The organism is Bartonella quintana (assembly GCF_009936175.1).
Taxonomy (GTDB): domain Bacteria; phylum Pseudomonadota; class Alphaproteobacteria; order Rhizobiales; family Rhizobiaceae; genus Bartonella; species Bartonella quintana.
The window spans coordinates 1,563,899-1,588,683 of record NZ_AP019773.1 but is presented as its reverse complement, the minus strand read 5'-3'; the positions used below and the strand labels follow the sequence as shown (position 1 = coordinate 1,588,683).

Genomic DNA, 24,785 nt, shown 5'->3' with positions numbered 1-24,785 from the left:
AAAAATTTTAATCCCTTGTTAATAAATGTGTATATATCCTCATAGTCTTTTATAAAATGAAAATTTAGAGAAAATTTTCCATTATTATACACAAATTGAACAATTATAATAAATAAAGTCCTCTCACGAAAAAATAATGGGGATAATACCCTTAAGATATAGGTATAATTTATTTTTTTTTCTTTTTCTTTGTGGATAAAATTGAGGATGAATGAAGTATAAATAATAATCCCCATTAAACACAGGTTTAAATAAGAAAAATCTTTGTTCCTTAAATTATTAATAAAAAATTTCAGAAAAAATAAAATTCTTTTTGAATATTTATTTATTAACGATATAAGGCGTTGTTATATTTCTTTATTAAATTTACTAATACATTTTTTTGATGTTTTATAAATCATTTCAATTTGTAGAAGCGATTTTTTTATATGATTATTAAATTTTATACGAAGATAAATCTTATGAAGGACACTTGCAGTTTAAGAAAGTTAAGTATAGAATATCCTCACCTTACCAAAAATGGTTTATTCTTTAAATTTTCCACAAATTGATTTCGGAAATAATTCCCCTACCTACTAAAGAGCATATTTCATGCAAGGAATGAAATTACAAGAACTTAAAAGTAAAAACCCAGTTGAACTTGTTTCTTTTGCTGAAACATTAGAAGTTGAAAATGCTTCCCTCATGCGCAAACAAGAATTAATGTTTGCTATTTTGAAAAAACTTGCTTCGCAAGATATAGAAATTATCGGAGAGGGAGTCGTTGAAGTTTTACAAGATGGGTTCGGATTTTTGCGATCCGCTGATGCCAATTATCTTCCAGGACCTGATGATATTTATCTTTCGCCTGCACAAATTCAGTCTTTTTCTTTAAAAACAGGGGATACTGTTGAAGGTCCTATACGTAGTCCAAAAGAAGGAGAGCGTTATTTTGCTCTTCTTAAAATTAACACAATCAATTTTGAAGATCCCGAAAAAATTCGTTATAAAATTCACTTTGATAATCTCATTCCCCTTTACTCGAATGAACGTTTCCAAATGGAAATACAAGATCCTACAGAAAAAGATATGTCATCACGGGTAATTGACTTGATATCTCCATTGGGAAAAGGGCAGCGAGGATTAATTGTAGCACCTCCTAGGACAGGAAAAACCGTTTTATTACAAAATATTGCTCATTCTATTACTACGAATCATCCTGAATGTTATCTTATTGTCCTTTTAATTGATGAACGGCCAGAAGAAGTTACTGATATGCAGCGTTCTGTAAAAGGGGAAGTTGTTTCTTCTACTTTTGATGAACCAGCAATGCGTCATGTACAAGTAGCTGAGATGGTTATTGAAAAAGCCAAGCGTTTAGTCGAGTATGGACGTGATGTCGTTATTCTTCTTGATTCTATTACACGTCTTGGGCGTGCATATAATACGGTTGTTCCTTCATCAGGTAAGGTTTTGACAGGTGGTGTGGATGCAAATGCTCTACAGCGTCCAAAACGTTTTTTTGGGGCAGCACGGAATATTGAAGAAGGTGGATCTTTAACTATTATTGCAACGGCTTTAATTGATACGGGTAGCCGTATGGATGAGGTGATTTTTGAAGAATTTAAAGGAACAGGTAATTCAGAAATTGTTCTCGATCGTAAAGTAGCTGATAAGCGCATTTTTCCCGCTATGGATATTTTGAAGTCTGGAACACGCAAGGAAGAGCTTTTAGTAGCGCGACAAGATTTACACAAAATTTTTGTTCTTCGTCGTATTTTAGCACCTATGAATGTAACAGATGCAATTGAGTTTCTGATTGATAAGTTAAAACAAACAAAAAATAATAGCGAATTCTTTGATTCAATGAATACGTAGAAAGATTAAGTTTTTTTTGTTAGGATAGATCCTGTGGATACAATCTTTGCTGTTTCGAGTGGGTTGTTACCTTCAGGGGTTGCGGTCATTCGGCTTTCTGGTCCTCATGTTATCAATATTGTTAAAGCACTTTGTGGTCATCTACCTAAAGCACGATTCATGCATTATGGAAATCTTACAGCACGTGATGGTAGCTTTTTAGATTCTGCTTTAACTGTTTTTTTTCCTGCTCCTCATAGTTTTACGGGAGAAGATTGTGCAGAATTTCATTTGCATGGAAGCAAGGCAGTTGTTAATCGTTTTCTTGATGAATTATCCACATTTGATGGATGCCGTAGTGCGGAGGCAGGTGAATTTTCGCGTCGTGCATTTATGGAAGGAAAATTAGATCTCATCCAAGCAGAAAGTCTTGCTGATTTGATAGAGGCAGAAACGGAAAGTCAACGACGTTTAGCAGTTATGGGTACAAGTGGGCGTTTAACAACGCTTTATCGCGATTGGCGTAACAGACTTATAAAGGCACGAGCTTTTATTGAAGCAGAACTTGATTTTTCTGATGAAGCTGATGTTTCCGACTTGATATCTGATAAAGTTTGGGAAGATGTTGAAGAACTTTGTATTTCTATTCGAGACCATATTACCCAAGGAGAACGTGCAAATATCTTACGTGATGGGTTAAAAATTGTCATTGCAGGTGCTCCAAATTCTGGAAAATCAAGCATTATGAATCGTTTGGCTGGAAAGTCTGTTGCTATTGTAATGGAAGAAGCAGGAACAACGCGTGATGCTTTGGAGATAAGACTTGTTTTGGGTGGTTTACCGGTTTTTTTAATGGATACTGCTGGTCTTAGAGAAACAGAAAACAAAATTGAACAGTTGGGAATAGAAATCGCAAAACAGCACATTGCAGATGCTGATTTGGTTATTTTAGTTTATGATATGGGAAACCCTAAAGAGGTTAATTTACCAGAAACATCAGCTGAAATATGGCATGTAGGCAATAAGCTTGATCTTTATGAAGAAGAGAATAAAAAGATTTGGACTATACAATTTTCGGCATTAACGGGTCTAAATTTTGATTATTTTATCAAGGAACTTGAATCGTTTTGTTTGCGTCGTGTTTCTGAAATTGGAAACCTTTTTCCAGCACGTAAGAGACAACTTCAGTTGTTAAAAGAGGCTATTAGGGAGATTGAAGCTTCTATCAATTACCGTTCTCTTGATCTCAGTTTACGTGCAGAACATCTTCGCTGTGCGAGTGTTTTTCTCGGAAAAATTACCGGAGATATAGATGTTGAAGATCTGCTTGATATTATTTTTTCAGAATTTTGCATTGGTAAGTAATGATTCACGTGAAACATCGATTATTTCATAGACAGATTAGGAATATTATGTATTTTAAATACTTTGTTTCACGTAAAACTTGAGAGCGATTTTCTGTGGAATGGATCAAATGCAATTATATGATGTTGTTATTATTGGAGGTGGTCATGCTGGCTGTGAAGCTGCTTCAGCTTCAGCACGCTCTGGAGCACGTACAGCGCTTGTTACACATAAAATCTCAGCACTAGGAACAATGTCGTGTAATCCCGCTATTGGCGGACTTGGAAAAGGACATCTGGTTCGTGAAATAGATGCTTTGGATGGTCTCATGGGGCGAGCAGCGGACATTGCTGGAATTCAATTTAGACTTCTTAATAGGCGCAAGGGACCAGCAGTAAGAGGACCGCGCACGCAAGCAGACAGAAAATTGTACAAAAAAGCAATTCAAAAATTTTTACAAGAACAAGATAATCTTATTCTTATTGAAGATGAAGCTGTCGATCTGATTGTTAAAGATAATTGTGTTTCAGGTGTTGTTTTAAAAAAACAAGGAGAACTTTTTTCTGGTGCTGTTGTTTTGACAACAGGGACATTTTTAAATGGCTTGATTCATATTGGTGATAAAACATGGGCTGCTGGACGTATGGGTGAACATTCAAGTGTACAGCTTGCTGAACGTTTAAAAAAATATGATATAAATCTTGGACGGTTAAAAACAGGAACCCCTGCCCGTCTTAGTAAAAAAACAATTAATTGGAAGTGTCTTTCTAAGCAGAAGGCTGATGAAGATCCAGTGCCTTTTTCTCTTTTAACAGAAAAAATTGAACAACCTCAAATTGAATGTGCCATAACACGTACAAATACACAAACACATCAGATTATCCGTGAAAATATTCACCGCTCTGCTTTATATTCTGGAATGATTGAGGGATTAGGACCACGTTATTGCCCTTCAGTCGAAGATAAAATTGTTAAATTTGGAGAACGTGATGGGCATCAGATTTTTCTGGAACCAGAAGGGTTAAATGATGATACTATTTATCCAAATGGTCTTTCTACCTCTCTTCCTGAGGATGTACAAGTTGCTTTATTAAGGACAATTGAAGGGTTAGAAAGTGTTAAAATTTTACAACCTGGTTATGCTATTGAGTATGATTTTGTTAATCCACAACAATTGACAAAAACTTTAGAGTTACGCTCTTTACCAGGATTGTTTTTAGCAGGCCAAATTAATGGTACAACAGGATATGAAGAAGCTGCAGCACAGGGTCTTCTAGCTGGGTTAAATGCTGCACGTAAAGTGGGGGGATTAAACGAGATCATTATAAGTCGTTCTACAGCTTATATTGGCGTGATGGTCGATGATTTGGTTTCACGTGGAGTTAGTGAACCTTATAGAATGTTTACATCACGTGCTGAATTTCGTTTGTCTTTGAGATCTGATAATGCTGATGCTCGTTTAACACCTTTGGCACAGCAATGGGGTATTGTGAGTCAAAAACGTTGGGACTTTTATCAACAAAAACAGCAACGTCTTGATCAAGCACGATCAATATGTCAAAAACTTTTTCTAACGCCTAATCAGGCATCTGCTCATGGATTGCAAGTGAATCACGATGGGATTCGACGTTCAGCTTATGATCTTCTTGCTTATCCTCACATGAGTATAGAACGTCTTTCACATTTTTGGCAACAGTTACAATCAATGGATCCTAAAACGGTTGAATCTTTAGAAATTGAAGCACAATATGCAGTTTATTTGGAAAAACAAGCACAGGATATTTCTGCTCTTCAACGTGACGAGCGTTTAGAAATTCCTTCTTCTCTTGATTTTCAGACAATTTCGGGTCTTTCAAATGAGCTAAAAACGAAAATTCAAAAAATATCGCCGCGTTCAATTGCTGATGCACAAAAAATTGATGGTATGACACCAGCAGCATTATCGCTTATTATCACTTATATTCAACGCCAACGACGTGAAAAGGCTGAATCAGCTTAATGAATGTTTCTACAGAACAAAAATATCAAGCGCTCTTAAATATCGTTCCTTTTGTTTCACATGAAACAATGAACGATTTAATACAATTTGAATCTTTAATACTTCAATGGAATGCACATATTAATTTAATATCTGCTGCAACAATACCCGTTCTATGGATACGTCACATTTTGGATTCAGCGCAAATTTATCCTTTACATAGTAACTTTTTGCACTGGTGTGACCTTGGATCTGGAGGAGGATTTCCTGCAATTGTTATTGCTATTTTTCTAAAAACAAAAAAAGCAGGGCATATTGATCTCGTTGAAAGCAATGGAAAAAAAATAGCTTTTTTAAGAACAGTTATTTCTCAACTTAATCTTCCAGCGACAGTTCATCACTGTAGAATCGAGGATGTATATCAAAAAATAAAAAAACCAGACGTTATAACAGCACGAGGGTTAGCTTGCTTAGACGAGCTTTTACAGCTTATTTTTCCTTTGTTAACACAAAAAACAATAGCTCTTTTGCAAAAAGGTCGGGATTACGCTATAGAAATAAAGAATGCCTCTGCCAATTGGCAGTTTGATCTGTTAAAACATAAGAGTAAAATTGATAAAAATTCTGTCATTTTAGAAATTTCTCATGTTCGATCATGTAGAGGGTAAGGCAAAATGAGCGAAACACGGATTATCGCTATTGCAAACCAAAAAGGTGGGGTCGGCAAAACAACCACAGCAATTAATCTTGCAACAGCTTTAGCAGCCATTGGTGAAAATGTTCTCATTATGGATATAGATCCACAAGGTAATGCCAGTACAGGACTAGGATTTAATCGTAATAGCCGTCCTTTATCGTCTTATGATGTTTTGATTTCAGGAGTTTCAGTTACAAAAGCAGCTTTAAAAACAGCTGTGCCTAATCTCTCTATTGTGCCTTCCACGCTTGATCTTTTAGGTGTAGAAATGGAAATTGCTTCATCACAAGATCGTATTCAAAGGTTGCGTAAAGCCTTCTATGATGATCCAAAAATGGCTAAAAAATTCAATTATATTTTGATTGATTGTCCGCCTTCTCTTAATCTTCTCACACTCAATGCTATGGGGACTGCAGATTCTGTGTTGGTGCCTATGCAATGTGAATTTTTAGCCCTTGAAGGTTTAAGCCAATTACTTGAAACAGTAAAACAAGTGCAATCTGTTCTTAATCCGTCTTTAAAAATTCAAGGTATTGTCCTCACCATGTATGATGGACGTAATAATCTTTCTAATCAGGTCGTCGAAGATGTACGCTCTTTTATAGGAGATAAAGTTTATCGTACCGTTATTCCACGAAATGTACGTGTGTCTGAAGCTCCCTCTTTCGGTAAACCAGTTTTGCTTTATGATCTCAAATGCGCTGGTAGCCAAGCCTATTTGCGTTTGGCATCTGAAGTGATTCAACGTGAAAAACAAGCACAAGCTGCTGCTTAGAAATGTAAGAAAAACAATTTTTGTTAAATAAATTCAAAGAGCAAAATTATGAATGATGATCAATCAAAAAAAAGACTAGGGCGTGGGTTAGCAGCATTGATTGGAGATATCAGTTTAAACAACAATCTTGCGCATTCATCGAGTGCTGATAAATTGCCAGAATTTAGTACGGTTTCTTCTGTTTCTGAGCAATTTGTGCCACTTGAATCTATTTCGTGCAATCCGAATAATCCACGGCGCCATTTTACCGATTCAGAACTTGATAATTTGGCACAATCAATTCGCCAGCATGGTGTTGTTCAACCTGTTGTTGTAAGACCTTCACGTGATCATCCTCATCGGTTTGAATTAATTGCTGGAGAGCGGCGGTGGCGTGCTGCACAGCGCGCAAATTTAAATCAATTGCCAGTCATTATTCGTGATGTAGATGATAAAACAGCACTGGAATTGGCAATTATTGAAAATATTCAGCGTTCCGATCTTAATCCTATCGAAGAAGGAATGGCTTATGAAGCTTTGCTGAGTGAGCATGGTTATACGCAAGCAGATTTGGCACAAGTGATTGGAAAAAGTCGAAGCCATGTTGCAAATACACTTCGTTTGCTAAAACTTCCACCAAAAGTACAACAATTTTTAACCGATGGGCAACTCTCCGCTGGCCATGCACGCTGTCTTGTAACTGCTAATAATCCACAGGATTTAGCTGAGAAGATTATTTGTGAAGGACTTTCTGTACGTCAAACAGAAATACTTGCATATGAACAAGCAAATACAAAAGTCAAAAAACGAACTTCTGTGGAGAAAGATGCAGAAATAAAATCTTTAGAAAAACTACTTGCAGATGTTATTGGGATGAAAGTGATCATTCGGCATGGCAAAAAAGGTGGTGATTTAAAAATACACTACTCTTCATTGGAACAATTGGATTATATTTGCCGGCGTTTGCAAAATTGATAAATGGTTTAAAAAAGGAGTTCTCTTTTTTAAAGACGTTGATTATTCTGTACGTATATTTTTTATCAAATTCGAGATTTTTTAAAGATACAGTATTTTTTTTGATCAGAAAGCATATTTTCGTTTATAAGTACTATTAATGTTGTTTTAAGTGCTAAGAGACCGGTAAAAAAATCTTTTGATGTGAGACTATTTTCTCTTAAAACACACATGAGTTTTTATTTTCTAAAAACACAAGCGATATGTCCTTCAATAAGTTCTCATTTTTGGTATTATGTATTTCCTGTTTCGCGGGTAATTTCTTAGATTCTTTTTCAATTTTTCTAACTTTAAAGGAAAATCTTCTGTTAAGGGATAATTCGCAATGACCAGCTGATATAAAAAAGATTATCTATTCCTTTAGCCATTGTTACTTAAGCGTATGCCACAAAAGGAAAAGCAAATGCAATGTCAATTTAAACAGGGTTTAAAATTATCTTTTCTTTTCCGAATTTCAGCAAAGACTTCTTCATCTGTTTCTTTTTCCATTGCAAGGTTCTTTCGCAAAGTTCTATTATCCCAGCGAAGAAAAGGATTTGTCGCTTTTTCTTGCCCTAAGGTTACCGGTAAAGTCATGGCGTTTTTTGCGCGCAACAAAAAAACATCTTCTACCCTTTGATGAAGTTTTTGATTGTGTGAATCAAGTGTCAATGCAAAAAGAGCGTTGGTTTTAGTATATTCATGGCCACAATAAAGGAGTGTTTCATCGGGAAGCTGACGAAGCTTTTTAAAAGAGTTTAGCATTTGTGCTGGTGTTCCTTCGAAAAGACGTCCACAGCCGAGTGAGAAAAGCGTATCTCCAGAAAAAAGTAAATTTTCCTGGGGAAAATAGTAGGATAATGATCCTAGCGTATGACCAGGTGTTGAGAGCGCTAAAAGTGTGTGTGTGCCAAAAAATAAACTTTCATCAGGTTGAAGTGTTTGATCAAGATGACCAATCTTTTCCTTTTCTGCTTCTGGTCCAATAACTACAGACTTATAAATTTGCTTTAACTCTGCTAGCGCTTCTACATGGTCATGATGATGATGAGTCACAAAAATAGTCTGAAGCGTCCAATTACGGCGTTTTAGAGCGCTACAAATAGCTTTGCTTTCAGGTGCGTCAATTGCAGCTGTGTAGCCGCTTCTTTCATCATGAATGAGTACACCAAAATTATCTTCTCGACAGATAAATTGCTCAATTAACACTTATTCCCTCCGTGAACAGTGTGCAATGATAAATCTACAAAATAATTTGTATCGATAAATGCAAAATATTTAAGAATCGAATTTTTCCTCTTCTTTCAAAAGATCCTTTGAATGTTTAAGTATAACGGGCATCTGTGTAAACATGAAGAAAATTGTTATAGGTATGATACCAAACACTTTAAAGCTAGTCCAAAAATTATCGCTAAAATTGCGCCAAATGACTTCATTCAAAACAGCAAGAAAAATGAAAAAAAATGCCCAACGATAAGTAAGTTTTTGCCACCCCAAATCATCAAGTTTAAAAGTAGAATCAAAAATATAACGCAAAAGTGGTTTCTTAAAAAACATACCACTAAAGAGAATAAGAGCGAATAAGCTATTAATGATTGTCGGTTTCATCTTGATAAAAATATCGTTGTGAAGCAAAAGGGTTAAAAATCCAAAGACCAAAACAAATATCCCTGAAATAAGAGGCATTATAGGAATTTTTCGTATAAGGAACCACGATAAGCTCAGAGTAAAAAGAATTGCTACCATGAAAAAAGCTGTTGCCGGAAAAATAGGTTTATTAAAGCTTTTAAAAAATCCAATATTGTTTATGAGCCATTCACCCTTATAATTGGCAAGAAAAAAGATGACCAATGGACCCATTTCCAAGAAAAATTTAAATATTGGTGAAAGAGACGGTTTTTGATAACCGTCAATATTTTTCGAATCGAGATTATTAGATAAATTAGGTTCAGAAAAATGCTGATTCATGAGTGTCTTCCTGCAATCGTTTTGGCAAAGTCAGAGGCAGAAAAAGGCTGAAGATCCTCAATATCCTCTCCGATACCAATAAAATAAACGGGTAATTTATATTTTGCGGCGATGGCAACAAGAATTCCTCCCCGTGCAGTACCATCGAGTTTTGTCATGACTAGACCATTAACACCGGCGATATCGCGGAAAATCTCTACTTGATTGAGCGCATTCTGCCCGGTAGTTGCGTCAAGTGTTTGAAGTATTGTATGAGGTGCGTGGGGGTTATGTTTGCCTAAAACACGAATAATTTTTGCTAATTCATCCATCAGTTCTGTTTTATTTTGTAAACGCCCGGCTGTATCAATAATCAATACATCACTATTTGCTTTTTTTGCTTTTTCATAGGCATCAAACGCTAAGCTAGCAGCATCTGCACCTAATTTTGTTGAAACAACAGGAGCTCCTATGCGTTCACTCCAAATATGCAGTTGCTCAATGGCGGCAGCGCGAAACATATCACAGGCGGCAAGCATAACTTTTAATCCCCCTTTGGTTAGCTTCGCTGCAAGTTTTCCAATAGTCGTTGTTTTTCCTGTACCATTTACACCTACCAGCAAAATAACATGAGGTTTATGATTGAGATCAAGTTCTAGTGGAATTGCAACAGGTTCTAATATTTTTTCAATTTCATTCGCCATGATGGTGTGAATGTTATCTGGAGATAGACTCTTTTCGTAACGACTGGATGCTATGGTGTCGGTGATATGTGCAGCTGTTTCCACACCAAGATCAGCTTGAATAAGAATGTCTTCCAGTTTTTGCAGCGTATCCTTATCAAGTTTTTCTTTAACAAAGAGTTCACCAATAGATTCGCTTAAGCGTTGAGAGGAAAGAGCTAACCCTTTTTGGAGACGCCTAAACCATGCTGTCTTTTTCTGTTCAACAGAAGACATAGGAAACAACTCTTCATTTCTTTTTTCATGGATTGTATCTGTGACAATTACTTTGCCAGAATATGCTTCAAAGGGGAGAGTTTTTTCATTGTGCTTTGTAGGTGTTGTACTTTGATTTTCTGCTTTTTCGACGTCTAAAGAGGACTGATTGTTCTTCGTGTTTTCACTTTCTTTTATCATATTAATTTCACAAAGTGCGGGGATTTGGTCTATTTCCTGTTCTTTAAACTTGTTGAAAGGAAGTATTTTTTTGATAAAAGATTTTGTCATGAAAACTTTCTCACTCAGGCTGCATTCAGTTTTTAGGGGGCAGCAATTAATTTATTGCCGTCGTGGCCGATGATAAGAGCTTGAACAATTGTTCCAGCTTTGACACCTTTAATTTGTGCAAGAGTATAATCTTCTGTTCGCCCTATTTCATTTTTTTCAACGAGAATTTTTTGTTGACTGTTTTGTAAATGAACGAGGTGCTTCTGGTAAGCTTCTTCCCCTGCTTTACGCAATCTTTCCGCGCGCATTTTAACTATCTTACGATTGATTTGTGGCATGCGTGCGGCAGGTGTTCCTTCTCTTGGACTAAACGGAAAAACATGAAGATGTATTAAATTACATTCATTGACTAAAGCAAGACTATTTTGAAACATTTCTTCTGTTTCCGTGGGAAAGCCAGCAATTAAGTCAGCACCGTAAACCATTGTAGGGCGTTTGGCACGCAAATCTTGGCAAAATTGGATTGCGTGTTCGCGCAGATGTCGCCGTTTCATCCGCTTTAGTATCATATTATCACCCGCTTGCAGAGATAGATGCAAGTAAGGCATTATTCTTTTTTCATAGGCTAGAAGATTAATGAGTTCTTGGTCTGCTTCAATGGAATCAATGGATGAAAGGCGTAGTCGAGGCAAATCAGAAACATGATGCAGAATAGTTGAAATTAATTTTCCCAGAGTTGTTTTTCCAGGCAGATCATGGCCATAGCTTGTGAGATCAACACCTGTTAGGATCACTTCTTGAATGCCATTATTCGTCAATTGTTTAATTTGTTCAATAACAGCACCCATGGGAACTGAGCGTGATGGCCCACGACCATAAGGAATAATGCAAAACGTACAACGATGATCACATCCATTTTGCACCTGTACAAAGGCTCGTGTGCGCTCTTCTATTGCACTCACCATATGTGGAGCGATTTTTTGTACTTCCATGATATCATTGACACGTAATTTCTCATCATGGTTGATGCCAAAATCAGGAAGTTTACAATAGGAATGGGCATAGAGTTTTTCTTCATTCCCTAAAACGAGATCTACCTCTGTCATCAGGGCAAAATTTTTTGCTTCTGTTTGTGCGGCACACCCTGTGACAATAATGCGGGCATGGGGATTTTCACGTTTCGCTTTGCGGATAGCTTGCTTCACTTTTCGCACGGCTTCAGCAGTTACAGCGCAAGTGTTAAAGATAATAGCATCATTTTTAAGCTGATCTAGTCCGGAAGAAGCACTTTCTTTGCGTATGATTTCTGATTCGTAGCTATTGAGTCGACAACCAAATGTTACAATTTCTATCGTCATCAAAAGTGATCCTTCTTGTAGGTCCCTGTTAAAGGGTTTAAAAAACCACCAAATTCATACTTGGTTGGACCTGTCATAACAATATGGTTATCTTCTCTATAAAAGATGTTAAGTGTCCCCCCTGGCAAATTTACATCGATATGGCGCTGTGTAAGTCCACGCCGGTAAGCCGCCACGGCACTAGCACAGGCAGCACTACCGCACGCTTGTGTTAATCCAGCTCCTCGCTCCCATGTCCGTAAATTTAGGCTTTTATGTGATGTTACAGAAGCAATGGAAATATTGCATCGTTCTGGAAAAAGGGGATCATGTTCAAGTTTTGGTCCATATTTTTCTAAGGGAATTTGTTGAATATTATCCTCAACAAAAAAAATAGCGTGGAGATTTCCAATGGATACAAGGCAAGCATCCTTTAAAGGACCAGCAGTAATTTTTACATAATTGGTATCAGCTATTTCACGTGAAACAGGCATCTCTTTTGCGTTGAAATTTGGGCATCCCATGTCAACAGAGATGAGGTTATCGGTTTGGCGTTTACCTTCAATAATTCCAGCAGGTGTTTCCAGTCGAAAGCTTTCACCAAGATTGTGGTCAGTGAGCCAGGCGATTACACAACGGGTACCATTACCACACGCTTTAGCCATTGAACCATCAGCATTCCATATTTCAATGCGGAAGTCAGCTTCTTTTTGTGTGGATGAGTGGATAGTCATGATTTGATCAAAATGTGTTTGGGGATCTGCTGCTAATGCAAGGATTGCTTGGGGTGTAAGAGCATGTGTGCTTTCACGCATATCAGCAACAATGATTTGGTTTCCAAGACCATCCATCTTTCTAAATGGCGTTTTCATGAAATTTCTCTATTTATCGTTATAATAATAAATAATATATGACTGAAAATCTTATGAATTTCCAGTGTTTAATGTATAGAAAACGGATGGTAAAAAATTATAATCATTCAAAATTAGCAATTTTCATTCTGTTCTTTTTAATTTATTGATTTATCTTTATAAAATGCCATATAAAGATGTTCACCCATTCCTTCAAATGGGCTTAATGTATTTTCAGGGAAAAGAGTATAAATATGACATTTTCAAAAATTTCATTTTTCATTGTAGTATCACTTATAACACTCTTAACTGGTTGTTCAACATTGCGATTTAAGAATAATGATGGAGGCAATTCATTAGAAGTTTTTTATCCTGTTCAGCGAATATTAGTACCTGAAAAAATGTCTGATCCGTCTACATCATCTCAGGTAGCCAATACTACAGTATATGAGAAAGGAGATTCTCGTAGTGATGAACAAATGGCTAATCTTGAATTGCCAGGTGGTGTTCTCGATTTAGTTCCTGCAAGCATTGCTGGGGTTTGGAATCTTTCTGTGGATGGTAAATTTTGCCGGATTGCAACACCACAAACAAAATTTGGTCAAGGATACCGTGCTGGTCCTTTAAATTGTTCGGGAATCGTTTCTCGAGTGAATTCATGGGCTGTTCAAGGAAAAAAATTGTATTTCTATGATAATACAGGGCGTATTGTTGTTGCCCTTTATGCTTTTAATGTCGATCGTTTTGAGGGACGTACACTTGATAATCGCTCCGTTGTTTTAAGCCGTTAGATCATCTTTAGTCGTTAACGAAAAAAGAAGAGATATATGAACAGATCTTTAAGAAATCTTGAATTTCATTGAAAATGGTTTGAAAAAAGGTTTTTTAGATGGTTTTAGTTTCAACGTGCTATGAGGAACTGGTATCCAAAGGAAAAATCAGTAGGGATCCAGCTCAATTGGCTTTAACAGAGCATTTTGATCATTTATTACAAAATATTGCGGAACAAAACGTTTTTCGGCCTTGGGTCTTCTGGCAGTTTTTTAAAAGAAAAAAACAAACTTCTGTTGTAAAACAGGGCAGTTTTGATGGTCTCTTTCAGGGGTTATATATTTATGGTGAAGTAGGACGAGGCAAAACCATGCTGATGGATTTGTTCTTTTCTTGTTTGCCGGAAGGTCGCAAAAAGCGAACCCATTTTAATGATTTTATGGCCGATGTGCATGAGCGCATTAATATTTATCGTCAAACATTAAAAGCGGTAAAAGCCGGACAAAAGAGTCCTATTTTAGCAGTTGCTGAAGATTTTGCACAAGAAGCGCAGGTGCTTTGTTTTGATGAATTTAGCGTAACAGATATTGCTGATGCCATGGTATTAGGGCGCCTTGTTTCTGCTTTATTTGATCAAGGGGTTTTCTTTGTTGCAACTTCAAATGTTGCTCCCGATAATCTTTATTATAACGGTTTAAATCGAGAACTCTTTTTGCCTTTTATAGAAGTTTTGAAAACACGTGTCCGTGTTGTCAATCTTGATGCAAACACAGATTATCGTCTCAAAAAATCAAATATACAGCAGGTGTATATAACACCGCTGGGGTGCGAAGCAAATCGACGCATGGATCAAGCGTGGATGCTGGTGCTGCAAGGACACAAGGAAACGTCTGATGAATTCTCCATAAGAGGGCGTCTTTTTCATATTTCGCGCTCTGGTGTGGGTTGCGCACGCTTTGATTATCAAGATTTGTTTGCAAAGCCTTTGGCAGCAGCGGAGTATTTAGCGTTAGGGGCGTGTTACCATACAATTTTTGTCGATAATGTACCGGTAATGGATGACACGTGTCGCAATGAAGCAAAACGATTTATTTTATTTATTGATATTCTCTATGAACGCCACATAAGATTGTTTATGTCAGCGGCAGCAGGATTTGATGATTTGTATAAAGGACGTGCACAGACGACAGAAACATTTGAGTTTCAAAGAACACGATCACGTCTTTTTGAGATGCAAAGCCAGGATTATTTGAAAATTTGGGCAGAACGTTTTCTTTTGAAAGGGAAAAGTTAATTTTTGATTTACCTTCACGTAAACTGTAAAAACAATAACTTTTTGAATTTAAAGAAGTATAATAATTCTGTTGTATTTTTTTAAAATTCACTTTATCGGTATATCATGGTTGTTTTCTAATAGTCTTTCTGTGGAGGATTTTTGCTTCTATAAAGAGAAAAATTTGGTGAATTTCTATCTTTCTCCTTTTGATGAAAGTGTTAAAAACATGACTAAAGTCAACGATCAGTATACCAGCGTCGGTGATTGTATGCTGAATTATCTAACGTTAGGAAAAAAGTAAAATGGCACGAAAGAAAATAGCTCTCATTGGTTCGGGTATGATTGGGGGTACGTTAGCACATATGATAGGGCTTAAAGAACTTGGTGATGTTGTCTTATTTGATATTGAAGAAGGCATGCCACAAGGTAAGGCTCTTGATATTGCCGAATCTTCACCAGTTGATGGTTTTGATGTGAGTTTAACAGGTGCTAATGTTTATGAGGCAATTGAAGGTGCTGATGTTGTGATTGTAACGGCAGGCGTTGCACGAAAACCTGGTATGAGCCGTGATGATCTTCTGGGCATTAATTTGAAAGTGATGGAACAAGTTGGTGTTGGGATTAAAAAATACGCATCTTCAGCATTCGTTATTTGTATTACGAACCCTCTTGATGCAATGGTATGGGCATTGCAAAAATTTTCAGGTCTTCCCAAACAAAAAGTAGTTGGTATGGCTGGTGTTCTTGATTCGGCACGTTTTCGTTATTTCTTATCTAAGGAATTTAAGGTCTCTGTTAAAGACGTGACAGCGTTTGTTTTAGGAGGACACGGCGATTCAATGGTGCCTTTGGTGCGTTATTCAACAGTTGGTGGTATTTCTTTGCCCGATCTTGTGAAAATGGGCTGGACGACACAAGAAAAGATTGATCAAATTATCCAACGTGTCCGTAATGGTGGTGCGGAAATTGTCGGTTTGTTAAAAACTGGTTCTGCTTTTTATGCACCTGCAGCCTCTGCTATTTCTATGGCTGAAGCTTATTTGAAGGATATTAAGCGTGTTGTTCCTGTTGCAGCCTATCTTTCAGGTGAATATGGTGTCAAAGACACATATGTTGGTGTTCCTGTTGTCCTTGGTGCGGGCGGCGTTGAGCGGGTCATTGAAATCGATCTTGATAAAAAGGAAAGAAGTGCTTTTGAGCAATCAGTAAATGCGGTAAAAAAACTTTGTGAAGCTTGTATCGCTATTGCACCTTGTCTCAAATAGATTAAACGAGATTCTGTTCATGAAAACAGAATATTTAAAATGTTATGACGATTTGAGGATCAATTAAGTGATCCGTAAAAGAAAAGGACAAGTGAATGAATATCCATGAGTATCAGGCTAAACGTCTGCTTCATGAGTATGGAGCACCAATTGCAAATGGTGTCGCTGTTTATTCTGTAGAGCAAGCTGAAAAATGGGCAAAAAAATTGCCTGGGCCACTTTATGTAGTTAAAAGTCAGATTCACGCTGGTGGTCGTGGTAAAGGAAAGTTTAAAGAACTTGATCTTGATTCAAAGGGTGGTGTTCGGCTTGCAAAATCGGTTGAAGAAGTTGTTGCAAATGTAAAAGAAATGCTTGGTAAAACTTTGGTAACTAAACAAACTGGTCCAGAGGGTAAGCAGGTCAATCGTCTTTATATTGAGGATGGTGCTGATATCGAACGGGAGCTTTATCTTTCACTTTTGGTTGATCGTGCGGTTGGTCGAGTGGCTTTCGTTGTTTCGATGGAAGGGGGAATGGATATTGAAACAGTTGCTGAGGAGACACCAGAGAAAATATTAACTCTGCCTGTTGATCCTGTTCAAGGAGTTACTTCTGCTGATTGTAAAAGGCTTTGTGATGCATTGGAATTGCACGATAACGGAAGGAAAGATGGTGAAAAACTTTTTCCAATTCTCTATAAGGCGTTTTGTGAAAAAGATATGAGTCTCCTTGAAATTAATCCACTTATTGTGATGAAAGATGGTCATTTGCGTGTTCTTGATGCGAAAGTTTCTTTTGACAATAATGCTTTGTTCCGTCATCCAGACATTTTAGAATTGCGTGATCTTTCAGAAGAAGACCCAAAAGAGATTGAAGCATCAAAGCATGATCTTGCTTATGTTGCTCTTGAGGGTACAATTGGTTGCATGGTAAATGGTGCAGGTCTCGCGATGGCAACAATGGATATTATCAAGCTCTATGGAGCTGAGCCTGCGAATTTTCTTGATGTTGGTGGCGGTGCTTCAAAAGAGAAAGTAACAGCTGCTTTTAAGATTATTACTGCTGATCCAAATGTTAAAGGCATTTTGGTCAATATTTTTGGTGGTATTATGCGTTGCGATGTCATTGCTGAAGGTGTTGTTGCTGCTGTGAGAGAAGTTGGTTTAAAGGTTCCTTTGGTTGTTCGCCTTGAAGGTACGAACATTGAACAGGGTAAAGCGATTATAAGTGACAGTGGTTTGAATGTTGTTTCTGCTAGTGATTTAGACGATGCTGCTCAGAAAATCATTGCAGCAGTGAGAGGAGCTTAAGCCATGTCTATTCTTATTCATCAGAATACAAAAGTTCTGGTTCAAGGACTTACAGGGAAAACAGGGACTTTTCACACAGAACAGGCACTGGCTTATTATGGTACAAAAATGGTTGGAGGCGTCCATCCCAAAAAAGGAGGTGAAGTATGGGAAGGATCAAGAGGCGAATCTCTTCCTATTTTTGCCAGTGTTGCGGAAGGGAAAGAAAGGACAGGAGCTGATGCTTCCGTTATTTATGTTCCTCCTTCAGGGGCCGCAGATGCCATAATAGAAGCCATTGAAGCGGAAATCGGTTTAATTGTCTGTATTACAGAAGGTATACCGGTTATGGATATGGTTAAGGTTAAGGTTAAATTAGAGCAATCAAAATCGCGCTTAATTGGTCCGAACTGTCCTGGTATTCTCACGCCACATGCGTGTAAAATCGGTATTATGCCTGGTTCTATTTTTAGAAAAGGATCTGTTGGGGTTGTTTCACGGTCAGGAACCTTAACTTATGAAGCCGTGTTTCAAACCAGTCAGGAGGGCTTGGGGCAGACAACCGCTATCGGTATTGGTGGCGATCCTGTTAAGGGTACTGAATTTATTGATGTGTTAGAACTGTTTTTGGCTGATGATGAAACCGAATCTATTGTCATGATCGGTGAAATTGGTGGCTCTGCTGAAGAAGAAGCGGCACAGTTTCTTAAAGATGAAGCAAAAAAAGGTCGTAAAAAGCCTATAGTCGGTTTTATTGCTGGTCGTACAGCTCCTCCGGGACGTACAATGGGTCATGCTGGTGCCGTTATTTCTGGTGGTAAAGGTGGGGCCGAAGATAAAATCGCTGCAATGGAATCGGCAGGCATTCACGTCTCTCCTTCACCATCACAGATAGGTAAAACCTTGATGGTGCTTTTGAGAGGATAAGAGAAAATTTTATCTGGATAAGGATATATCCTTATCCAGGTGGAACATTGGATATAAAAAGTGGAACTTTTTTGAATTTTCCGATCTGCATTTGCTTTTTAAGCACTTAAAGGTCGAGAGGATATATAAGGAGACGGAATAAATGTTCCGGAGAAGTATATGGCAAGGCAAGACGAAATAAACAGTCTTTTTGCACAAACGTCATTTCTTTATGGTGGAAATGCCAATTATATAGATCAACTTTATGCCGAATATGAAAAAAATCCCTCTAGTGTAGATTCACAGTGGCGTGCTTTTTTTGAAACTCTGCAAGATAACAAAGAAGATGTTCTCAAAAATGCTCAAGGCGCGACATGGCGACGTGAACACTGGCCGTTAAAGGAAAGTGGAGAGTTGGTTTCTGCTCTCGATGGTGATTGGTTTGCTCTTGAAAAACATCTTAGCGGTAAATTAAAGGAAAAAATAGCCACTGGTGTTACACAAAAGGGAAAGACTTCTAGTAAACAAGATATTATCCAAGCAACACGTGATTCTGTTCATGCCCTCATGATGATTCATGCTTTTCGAGCACGTGGGCATCTTCATGCACGGCTCGATCCTCTTCAATTGGCAGAAAAGCTGGAAGATTACAAAGAACTCTCTCCAGAAGCTTACGGTTTTACCTCTGCTGATTATGAGCGTTCCATTTTTATTGATAATGTTTTAGGGTTGGAATATGCAACTATTCCGCAGATGCTTGAAATTCTTAATCGCACTTATTGTTCAACAATTGGTGTGGAGTATATGCATATTTCTGATCCTGCTCAAAAAGCATGGCTTCAAGAACGTATTGAAGGACCAGATAATCGAATTTCTTTCACACCGAAAGAAAAGAAAGCTATCCTTAACAAGCTGATTGAGGCGGAAGGGTTTGAACAGTTTTTAGATATAAAATATAAAGGAACAAAGCGGTTTGGCATTGATGGTGGTGAAGCACTGATTCCTGCTCTTGAACAAATTATTAAGTATGGGAGTACTTTGGGTGTGCAGGAAGTTGTTTTAGGAATGGCTCATCGTGGTCGTTTAAATGTCCTTTCACAAGTTCTCGCTAAGCCACATCAGGCTATTTTTCATGAATTCAAAGGAGGGTCTTATAAGCCTGATGATGTAGAGGGATCCGGTGATGTAAAATATCACTTAGGAACTTCAGCTGATCTTGAGTTTGATGGAAAAAAACTTCATTTATCGTTGTTAGCTAATCCATCTCACCTTGAGATTGTTAATCCGGTTGTTATTGGAAAAACACGTGCTAAACAAGATCAGCTTGTTGGCACCGCGCGTACTGAGGTTATTTCATTGAGCGAGCGCGCAAAAGTTTTACCTCTGCTCATTCATGGTGATGCTGCTTTTGCAGGTCAAGGTGTGATTCAAGAAACTTTTGGTCTTTCAGGTTTAAAAGGTTACCGGGTTGCCGGCTCTATTCATGTTATTGTCAATAATCAAATTGGATTTACAACCGATCCCCGTTTTTCGCGCTCTTCACCTTATCCATCGGATGTGGCAAAAATGATCGATGCGCCCATTTTTCATGTGAATGGTGATGATCCTGAAGCTGTTGTTTTTATTGCAAAAATAGCAACGGAATTTCGTCAAATTTTTCATAAACCGGTGGTGATTGATATGTTTTGTTATCGCCGTTATGGACATAATGAAGGCGATGAACCTTCTTTTACACAACCGCTTATGTATAAGGCGATCCGTAATCACAAAACGACTCTTCAGCTTTATGGTGACCAGTTGGTAAAAGAAGGCGTGATTTCTTTAGAAGAGATTGAGCAGCAAAAAAAGCTGTGGCGTGATAAGCTTGAGGCTGAGTTTGAAGCGAGTACCTCTTATAAACCCAGTAAAGCTGATTGGCTTGATGGGAGTTGGACGGGGCTTAAAGCTTCCAGTAATACTGAAGAGCAATACTTTGGAACGACTGGTGTGGCATTGAAGACTTTAAAGGAAATTGGTCAGAAACTTGTCGAGATTCCTCCCAATTTTCATGTTCATAAAACTATTCAGCGTTTTTTAAGTAATCGTGCTAAGGTTTTTGAAACCGGTGAAGGCGTTGATTGGGCAACGGCTGAAGCTTTAGCTTTTGGTTCGCTTTGCTTAGAGGGAGCATCAGTTCGTCTTTCCGGTGAGGATGTTGAACGTGGAACCTTTTCGCAACGTCATTCAGTTCTTTATGATCAAGAAAATGAGGCACGTTATATCCCTTTGAATAATTTGCAAAAGGGACAGGGAATTTATGAAGTTGTCAATTCTATGCTTTCTGAAGAAGCTGTCCTTGGTTTTGAATATGGATATTCTCTTGCTGAACCGCACGGATTAACACTTTGGGAAGCGCAGTTTGGTGATTTCTCTAATGGTGCACAGGTTATTTTTGACCAATTTATTTCTTCTGCAGAGCGTAAGTGGCTCCGTATGTCTGGTCTTGTGTGTTTATTACCTCATGGTTTTGAAGGGCAAGGACCGGAGCATTCTTCGGCACGTTTGGAACGTTTCCTTCAACTTTGTGCGGAAGACAATATGCAGGTTGCGAATTGTACAACGCCTGCAAATTATTTTCATATTTTGCGTCGACAGATTAAACGTGATTTTCGTAAACCTTTAATTTTGATGACACCGAAGTCGCTTTTACGTCATAAACGGGCTGTTTCTTTCCTCAATGAAATGGGACCAGAGACACGTTTTCATCGTTTATTGCTTGATGGTGCGGAACTTCTTAAAAACTCTGTAGTTAAATTGCAAAAAGACAACAAAATTCGCCGCATTGTTCTTTGTACGGGTAAGGTTTATTACGACCTTTATGAAGAGCGTGAAAAGAGGGGAATTAATGATGTTTATTTGTTGCGTATTGAGCAACTTTATCCTTTTCCTGCGAAAGCTTTGGTGGATGTATTGTCTCGCTTCTTACAGGCAGAGATTGTTTGGTGCCAAGAAGAGCCAAAAAACATGGGGGCATGGTCGTTTATTGAACCTTATTTGGAATGGGTTTTGACGCATATTAATGCCCAATATTCACGTGCTCGTTATGTTGGGCGTCCTGCGAGTGCATCACCGGCCACTGGGTTGATGGTGAAACATCTTGAACAACTTTCCGCATTTCTTGAAGATGCGTTAAGTTCTTAAATTTAATTACTCTGATGTATGGAAAAATATTATGACTACTGGAATCCGTGTTCCTACTTTGGGTGAATCAGTTACCGAAGCGACAATTGGTAAGTGGTTTAAAAAGCTTGGCGAAGCTGTAGCTGTAGATGAACCCTTGGTTGAATTAGAAACTGATAAGGTAACCGTTGAGGTTCCTTCACCTGTTATGGGAAAATTAACTGAGATCATTGCAAAGGAAGGTGATATAGTTGAAGTGAATGCTGTTTTAGGATTTGTTGAATCTGGAGCAGCTGGTATTTCCCAATCATTTTCACCTTCTGCTACATTTATTCCAGAAGCACCATCTGAATTGGAGCAGTCTCCTTCGAGCAGTGCAACGCCAAGCGGTACAATGCCTCCTGCCCCTTCGGCAGCGAAATTGATGGCTGAAAATAATATTGCAAAAAGCGATATTTCAGGTTCTGGAAAACGTGGACAAATTCTCAAGGAAGATGTTCTTGGTGCCTTAGCACAAGGAACAAAAGCATCTACCTCTGTTGCCACTCTTACCGCATCCAGCTCTTCGGCTGCGCCTATTCAGGAAATGCGTGAGGAGCGGGTTCGTATGACAAAATTGCGTCAAACAATTGCTCGCCGCCTTAAAGATGCACAAAATACAGCGGCAATGTTAACTACATTTAATGAAGTTGATATGTCTGCGGTAATGGATTTGCGCAAGCGTTATAAGGATCTTTTTGAAAAGAAACATGGTGTTAAACTTGGCTTTATGGGATTTTTTACCAAAGCTGTTTGCCATGCATTAAAAGAATTTCCTACTGTTAATGCGGAAATTGATGGAACAGATATTGTTTACAAAAACTATGTCAACGCTGGCATTGCTGTTGGAACAGATAAAGGACTTGTCGTTCCAGTGGTTCGTGATGCAGATCAGATGTCACTTGCCGAGATTGAAAAAGAGATTAGCCGTCTAGGTCGTCTCGCTCGTGATGGAAAATTAGCGGTTTCTGATATGCAAGGTGGAACTTTTACGATTACCAATGGCGGTGTTTATGGGTCGTTAATGTCGACACCGATTTTGAATGCACCACAGTCTGGTATCTTGGGAATGCATGCGATTAAAGAACGAGCAATGGTTGTTGGGGGGCAAATTATAATTTGCCCCATGATGTATCTGGCGCTTTCTTACGATCACCGTATTGTAGATGGACAAGAGGCTGTGACTTTCCTTGTGCGTGTTAAGGAAAGTTTAGAAGATCCGGAACGCCTTGTTCTTGATTTGTAAAAGTACAGTTTTCAGGATGAAAGGGAAAACGGATGTCTTATGATGTGGTTGTAATCGGGGCAGGTCCAGGTGGTTATGTAGCGGCAATCAAAGCAGCGCAATTGGGCTTTAAAACAGCGATTATTGAAAAGCGCATGACATTAGGCGGTACGTGTCTTAATGTTGGCTGTATTCCTTCTAAAGCGTTATTGCACACTTCAGAAGTGTTTGCCGAAACGCAACATGGTTTTGAAAAGCTTGGTATTTCTATTTCAAAACCTAAGCTTAATCTTGAGCAAATGATGGCGCATAAGAAAGCTGTTGTAACAGCAAATACAAGTGGCATTTCTTTTTTGATGAAAAAGAATAAAATTGACACTTTTTTTGGTACAGCTAAAATTTTAAGCGCAGGTCAGATTGAAGTTGTTGCAAGAGATGGTAACAAACAAACGATCGCGACAAAAAATATTGTTATTGCTACTGGTTCAGAGAGTTCGGGCATTCCAGGTGTGAATGTTAAAATTGATGAAAAGATTATTGTGTCTTCTACAGGAGCCCTTGCGCTTGAAAAAGTACCAATGCGTATGATTGTGGTTGGCGCTGGTGTCATTGGTTCAGAGCTTGGTTCAGTTTGGAGCCGCTTAGGTTCTAAGGTTACCATTATTGAATATCTTAATAAAGTTTTAGGATCAATGGATGGTGAAGTTTCACGGCAATTTCAGAAATTAATGGAAAAACAGGGAATTGAATATAAGACTGGTACAAAGGTAACAGATATTATGCAATCTGGTTCAACCGCTCAGGTAACCTTTGAAACCATCAAAGGTGGTGCATCAGAAACTTTAGAGGCTGATGTTGTGCTCATTGCTACTGGGCGCTTCCCGTATACGGAGGGGCTTGGCTTAGTAGAGGCTGGTGTTCAGTTGGATGAACGTGGCTTTATTGCAATCGATGCAAATTGGCAGACAAATATTCCAGGAATTTATGCGATCGGTGATGTCGTTAAAGGACCAATGTTAGCGCATAAGGCAGAGGAAGAAGGCGTTGCTGTGGCAGAAATTTTGGCAGGTCAAAAAGGACATGTTAATTTTGATGTCATTCCTAGTGTTGTTTATACACAGCCAGAAATTGCTAGTGTAGGCAAGACAGAAGAAGAACTGAAAGCTGCTGGAATTGATTATAATGTTGGAAAGTTTCTTTTCACAGCCAATGGTCGTGCACGCGCGATGCAAAAAAGTGATGGGTTTGTTAAAATCCTTGCTGATAAAAAGACAGATCGGGTTTTGGGCGGACACATTCTTGGGTTTGGTGCTAGTGAAATGATCCATGAAATTGCAGTTTTGATGGAATTTGGTGGTTCATCAGAAGATCTAGGGCGTTGTTGCCATGCGCACCCTACTTTATCAGAAGCAGTGCGAGAAGCAGCTTTGGCGACATTTGCTAAACCGCTTCATATTTAGGTTATGGGCATCTTCGTTAAGATTTGAGAATAAAACTGGTAACGTTCCGTTTGTTAAGAACAGGTATGTTACCAGGAAGAGCTCTTACATTAATCCAGGTGTTGCCAAAGGATTTAAAATTTATGGAGAATAAGTTTCTGGGATACACGTGAGGACTGAAAACCTTACCCGTTGTTTTTTCAAGCTGTTCATTTTATTTTAAATGGCAAGAGCTTCTTCTCCTTATTCTTTAAACAAGTCCCTAGAACTAACTGATAAACGCTATGATTCTTGTATCAGAAAAAAGGGGGGGTGGCATCCAATTTTGGAAGAGCTTGTCAAGGACTATCAATTCGTGAGAATCAATGTCTCCTTTATCCAGGTTCATTCCTATCTGTATAATTATGTTGCAGGCTTATAGATAAGGTCAACATGAGAAGGAAACGTTGGTAAAAAAGCCAAGATTTAACAATGAAGCGTCATGCTGTAATGGGTGCCTTGAGTTAATTTTTATATTTCCTTCTCACT

19 protein-coding genes are annotated in these 24,785 nt (G+C 38.2%); 14 read left to right on the top strand and 5 right to left on the bottom strand.

The genetic code is table 11. From position 1 onward, the window contains the following. The first annotated feature begins 591 nt into the window (after positions 1 to 591). From rho to MF1_RS06555, 6 genes are all read left to right on the top strand, one after another. Positions 592 to 1,857 (top strand): transcription termination factor Rho, encoded by a 1,266-nt coding sequence (rho, locus tag MF1_RS06580; RefSeq protein ID WP_011179970.1) that lies wholly within the window; start codon positions 592 to 594, stop codon positions 1,855 to 1,857. Between the two features lie 33 nt (positions 1,858 to 1,890). After that, complete coding sequence (mnmE, locus tag MF1_RS06575) at positions 1,891 to 3,201, top strand: tRNA uridine-5-carboxymethylaminomethyl(34) synthesis GTPase MnmE (protein WP_161510742.1); 1,311 nt, start codon at positions 1,891 to 1,893, stop codon at positions 3,199 to 3,201. A 109-nt stretch (positions 3,202 to 3,310) separates the two neighbouring features. Then, positions 3,311 to 5,179, top strand: a complete 1,869-nt coding sequence (gene mnmG, locus MF1_RS06570) for a tRNA uridine-5-carboxymethylaminomethyl(34) synthesis enzyme MnmG (RefSeq protein WP_161510741.1) — start codon at positions 3,311 to 3,313, stop codon at positions 5,177 to 5,179. Then, a complete protein-coding gene (rsmG, locus tag MF1_RS06565) occupies positions 5,179 to 5,826 on the top strand; it encodes a 16S rRNA (guanine(527)-N(7))-methyltransferase RsmG (protein WP_161510740.1) in 648 nt (215 codons plus the stop codon). The genes mnmG and rsmG overlap by 1 nt, the downstream gene beginning before the upstream one ends. A gap of 6 nt (positions 5,827 to 5,832) precedes the next feature. Continuing rightward, on the top strand, positions 5,833 to 6,630 hold the full coding sequence (locus MF1_RS06560; protein ID WP_161510739.1) for a ParA family protein: 798 nt from the start codon (positions 5,833 to 5,835) through the stop codon (positions 6,628 to 6,630). 48 nt (positions 6,631 to 6,678) lie between these two features. Next, complete coding sequence (locus tag MF1_RS06555; protein WP_161510738.1) at positions 6,679 to 7,584, top strand: ParB/RepB/Spo0J family partition protein; 906 nt, start codon at positions 6,679 to 6,681, stop codon at positions 7,582 to 7,584. 450 nt (positions 7,585 to 8,034) lie between these two features. Here MF1_RS06555 and gloB read toward each other — a convergent pair whose 3' ends face one another. The 5 genes from gloB to dapF all read right to left on the bottom strand — a co-directional run bounded on the left by gloB (position 8,035) and on the right by dapF (position 12,927). Beyond that, the gene (gloB, locus tag MF1_RS06550) at positions 8,035 to 8,811 is read right to left on the bottom strand and encodes a hydroxyacylglutathione hydrolase (RefSeq protein WP_161510737.1); all 777 of its coding nucleotides are present in this window, start codon (positions 8,809 to 8,811) and stop codon (positions 8,035 to 8,037) included. Positions 8,812 to 8,880: 69 nt separating this feature from the next. After that, entirely contained in the window at positions 8,881 to 9,570 is a 690-nt protein-coding gene (locus MF1_RS06545; RefSeq protein ID WP_161510736.1) for a septation protein A, read from the bottom strand. Next, entirely contained in the window at positions 9,567 to 10,778 is a 1,212-nt protein-coding gene (gene ftsY, locus MF1_RS06540) for a signal recognition particle-docking protein FtsY (protein ID WP_014924628.1), read from the bottom strand. Before ftsY ends, MF1_RS06545 begins: the two co-directional genes overlap by 4 nt. A gap of 32 nt (positions 10,779 to 10,810) precedes the next feature. Next, positions 10,811 to 12,076, bottom strand: coding sequence for a tRNA (N(6)-L-threonylcarbamoyladenosine(37)-C(2))-methylthiotransferase MtaB (gene mtaB, locus MF1_RS06535; RefSeq protein ID WP_161510735.1), 1,266 nt, complete (start codon positions 12,074 to 12,076; stop codon positions 10,811 to 10,813). After that, positions 12,076 to 12,927: a diaminopimelate epimerase gene (gene dapF, locus MF1_RS06530; RefSeq protein WP_161510734.1), complete on the bottom strand. Its 852-nt coding sequence runs from the start codon at positions 12,925 to 12,927 to the stop codon at positions 12,076 to 12,078. Before dapF ends, mtaB begins: the two co-directional genes overlap by 1 nt. A gap of 233 nt (positions 12,928 to 13,160) precedes the next feature. Between dapF and MF1_RS06525 the strand changes: the two genes are divergently transcribed. The 8 genes from MF1_RS06525 (at position 13,161) to lpdA (ending at position 24,278) form a co-directional block, all read left to right on the top strand. After that, the gene (locus MF1_RS06525) at positions 13,161 to 13,697 is read left to right on the top strand and encodes an AprI/Inh family metalloprotease inhibitor (protein WP_161510733.1); all 537 of its coding nucleotides are present in this window, start codon (positions 13,161 to 13,163) and stop codon (positions 13,695 to 13,697) included. Positions 13,698 to 13,795: 98 nt separating this feature from the next. Then, complete coding sequence (zapE, locus tag MF1_RS06520; RefSeq protein WP_161510732.1) at positions 13,796 to 14,971, top strand: cell division protein ZapE; 1,176 nt, start codon at positions 13,796 to 13,798, stop codon at positions 14,969 to 14,971. A gap of 284 nt (positions 14,972 to 15,255) precedes the next feature. After that, entirely contained in the window at positions 15,256 to 16,218 is a 963-nt protein-coding gene (mdh, locus tag MF1_RS06515) for a malate dehydrogenase (protein WP_161510731.1), read from the top strand. Between the two features lie 95 nt (positions 16,219 to 16,313). Then, positions 16,314 to 17,510, top strand: a complete 1,197-nt coding sequence (gene sucC, locus MF1_RS06510) for an ADP-forming succinate--CoA ligase subunit beta (protein ID WP_161510730.1) — start codon at positions 16,314 to 16,316, stop codon at positions 17,508 to 17,510. A gap of 3 nt (positions 17,511 to 17,513) precedes the next feature. Further along, the gene (sucD, locus tag MF1_RS06505) at positions 17,514 to 18,416 is read left to right on the top strand and encodes a succinate--CoA ligase subunit alpha (protein WP_014924621.1); all 903 of its coding nucleotides are present in this window, start codon (positions 17,514 to 17,516) and stop codon (positions 18,414 to 18,416) included. A gap of 159 nt (positions 18,417 to 18,575) precedes the next feature. After that, the gene (locus MF1_RS06500) at positions 18,576 to 21,575 is read left to right on the top strand and encodes a 2-oxoglutarate dehydrogenase E1 component (protein WP_161510729.1); all 3,000 of its coding nucleotides are present in this window, start codon (positions 18,576 to 18,578) and stop codon (positions 21,573 to 21,575) included. Between the two features lie 31 nt (positions 21,576 to 21,606). Further along, on the top strand, positions 21,607 to 22,839 hold the full coding sequence (gene odhB, locus MF1_RS06495) for a 2-oxoglutarate dehydrogenase complex dihydrolipoyllysine-residue succinyltransferase (protein WP_161510728.1): 1,233 nt from the start codon (positions 21,607 to 21,609) through the stop codon (positions 22,837 to 22,839). Positions 22,840 to 22,871: 32 nt separating this feature from the next. Continuing rightward, positions 22,872 to 24,278, top strand: coding sequence for a dihydrolipoyl dehydrogenase (lpdA, locus tag MF1_RS06490; protein ID WP_161510727.1), 1,407 nt, complete (start codon positions 22,872 to 22,874; stop codon positions 24,276 to 24,278). The last annotated feature ends 507 nt before the right edge of the window (positions 24,279 to 24,785 follow it).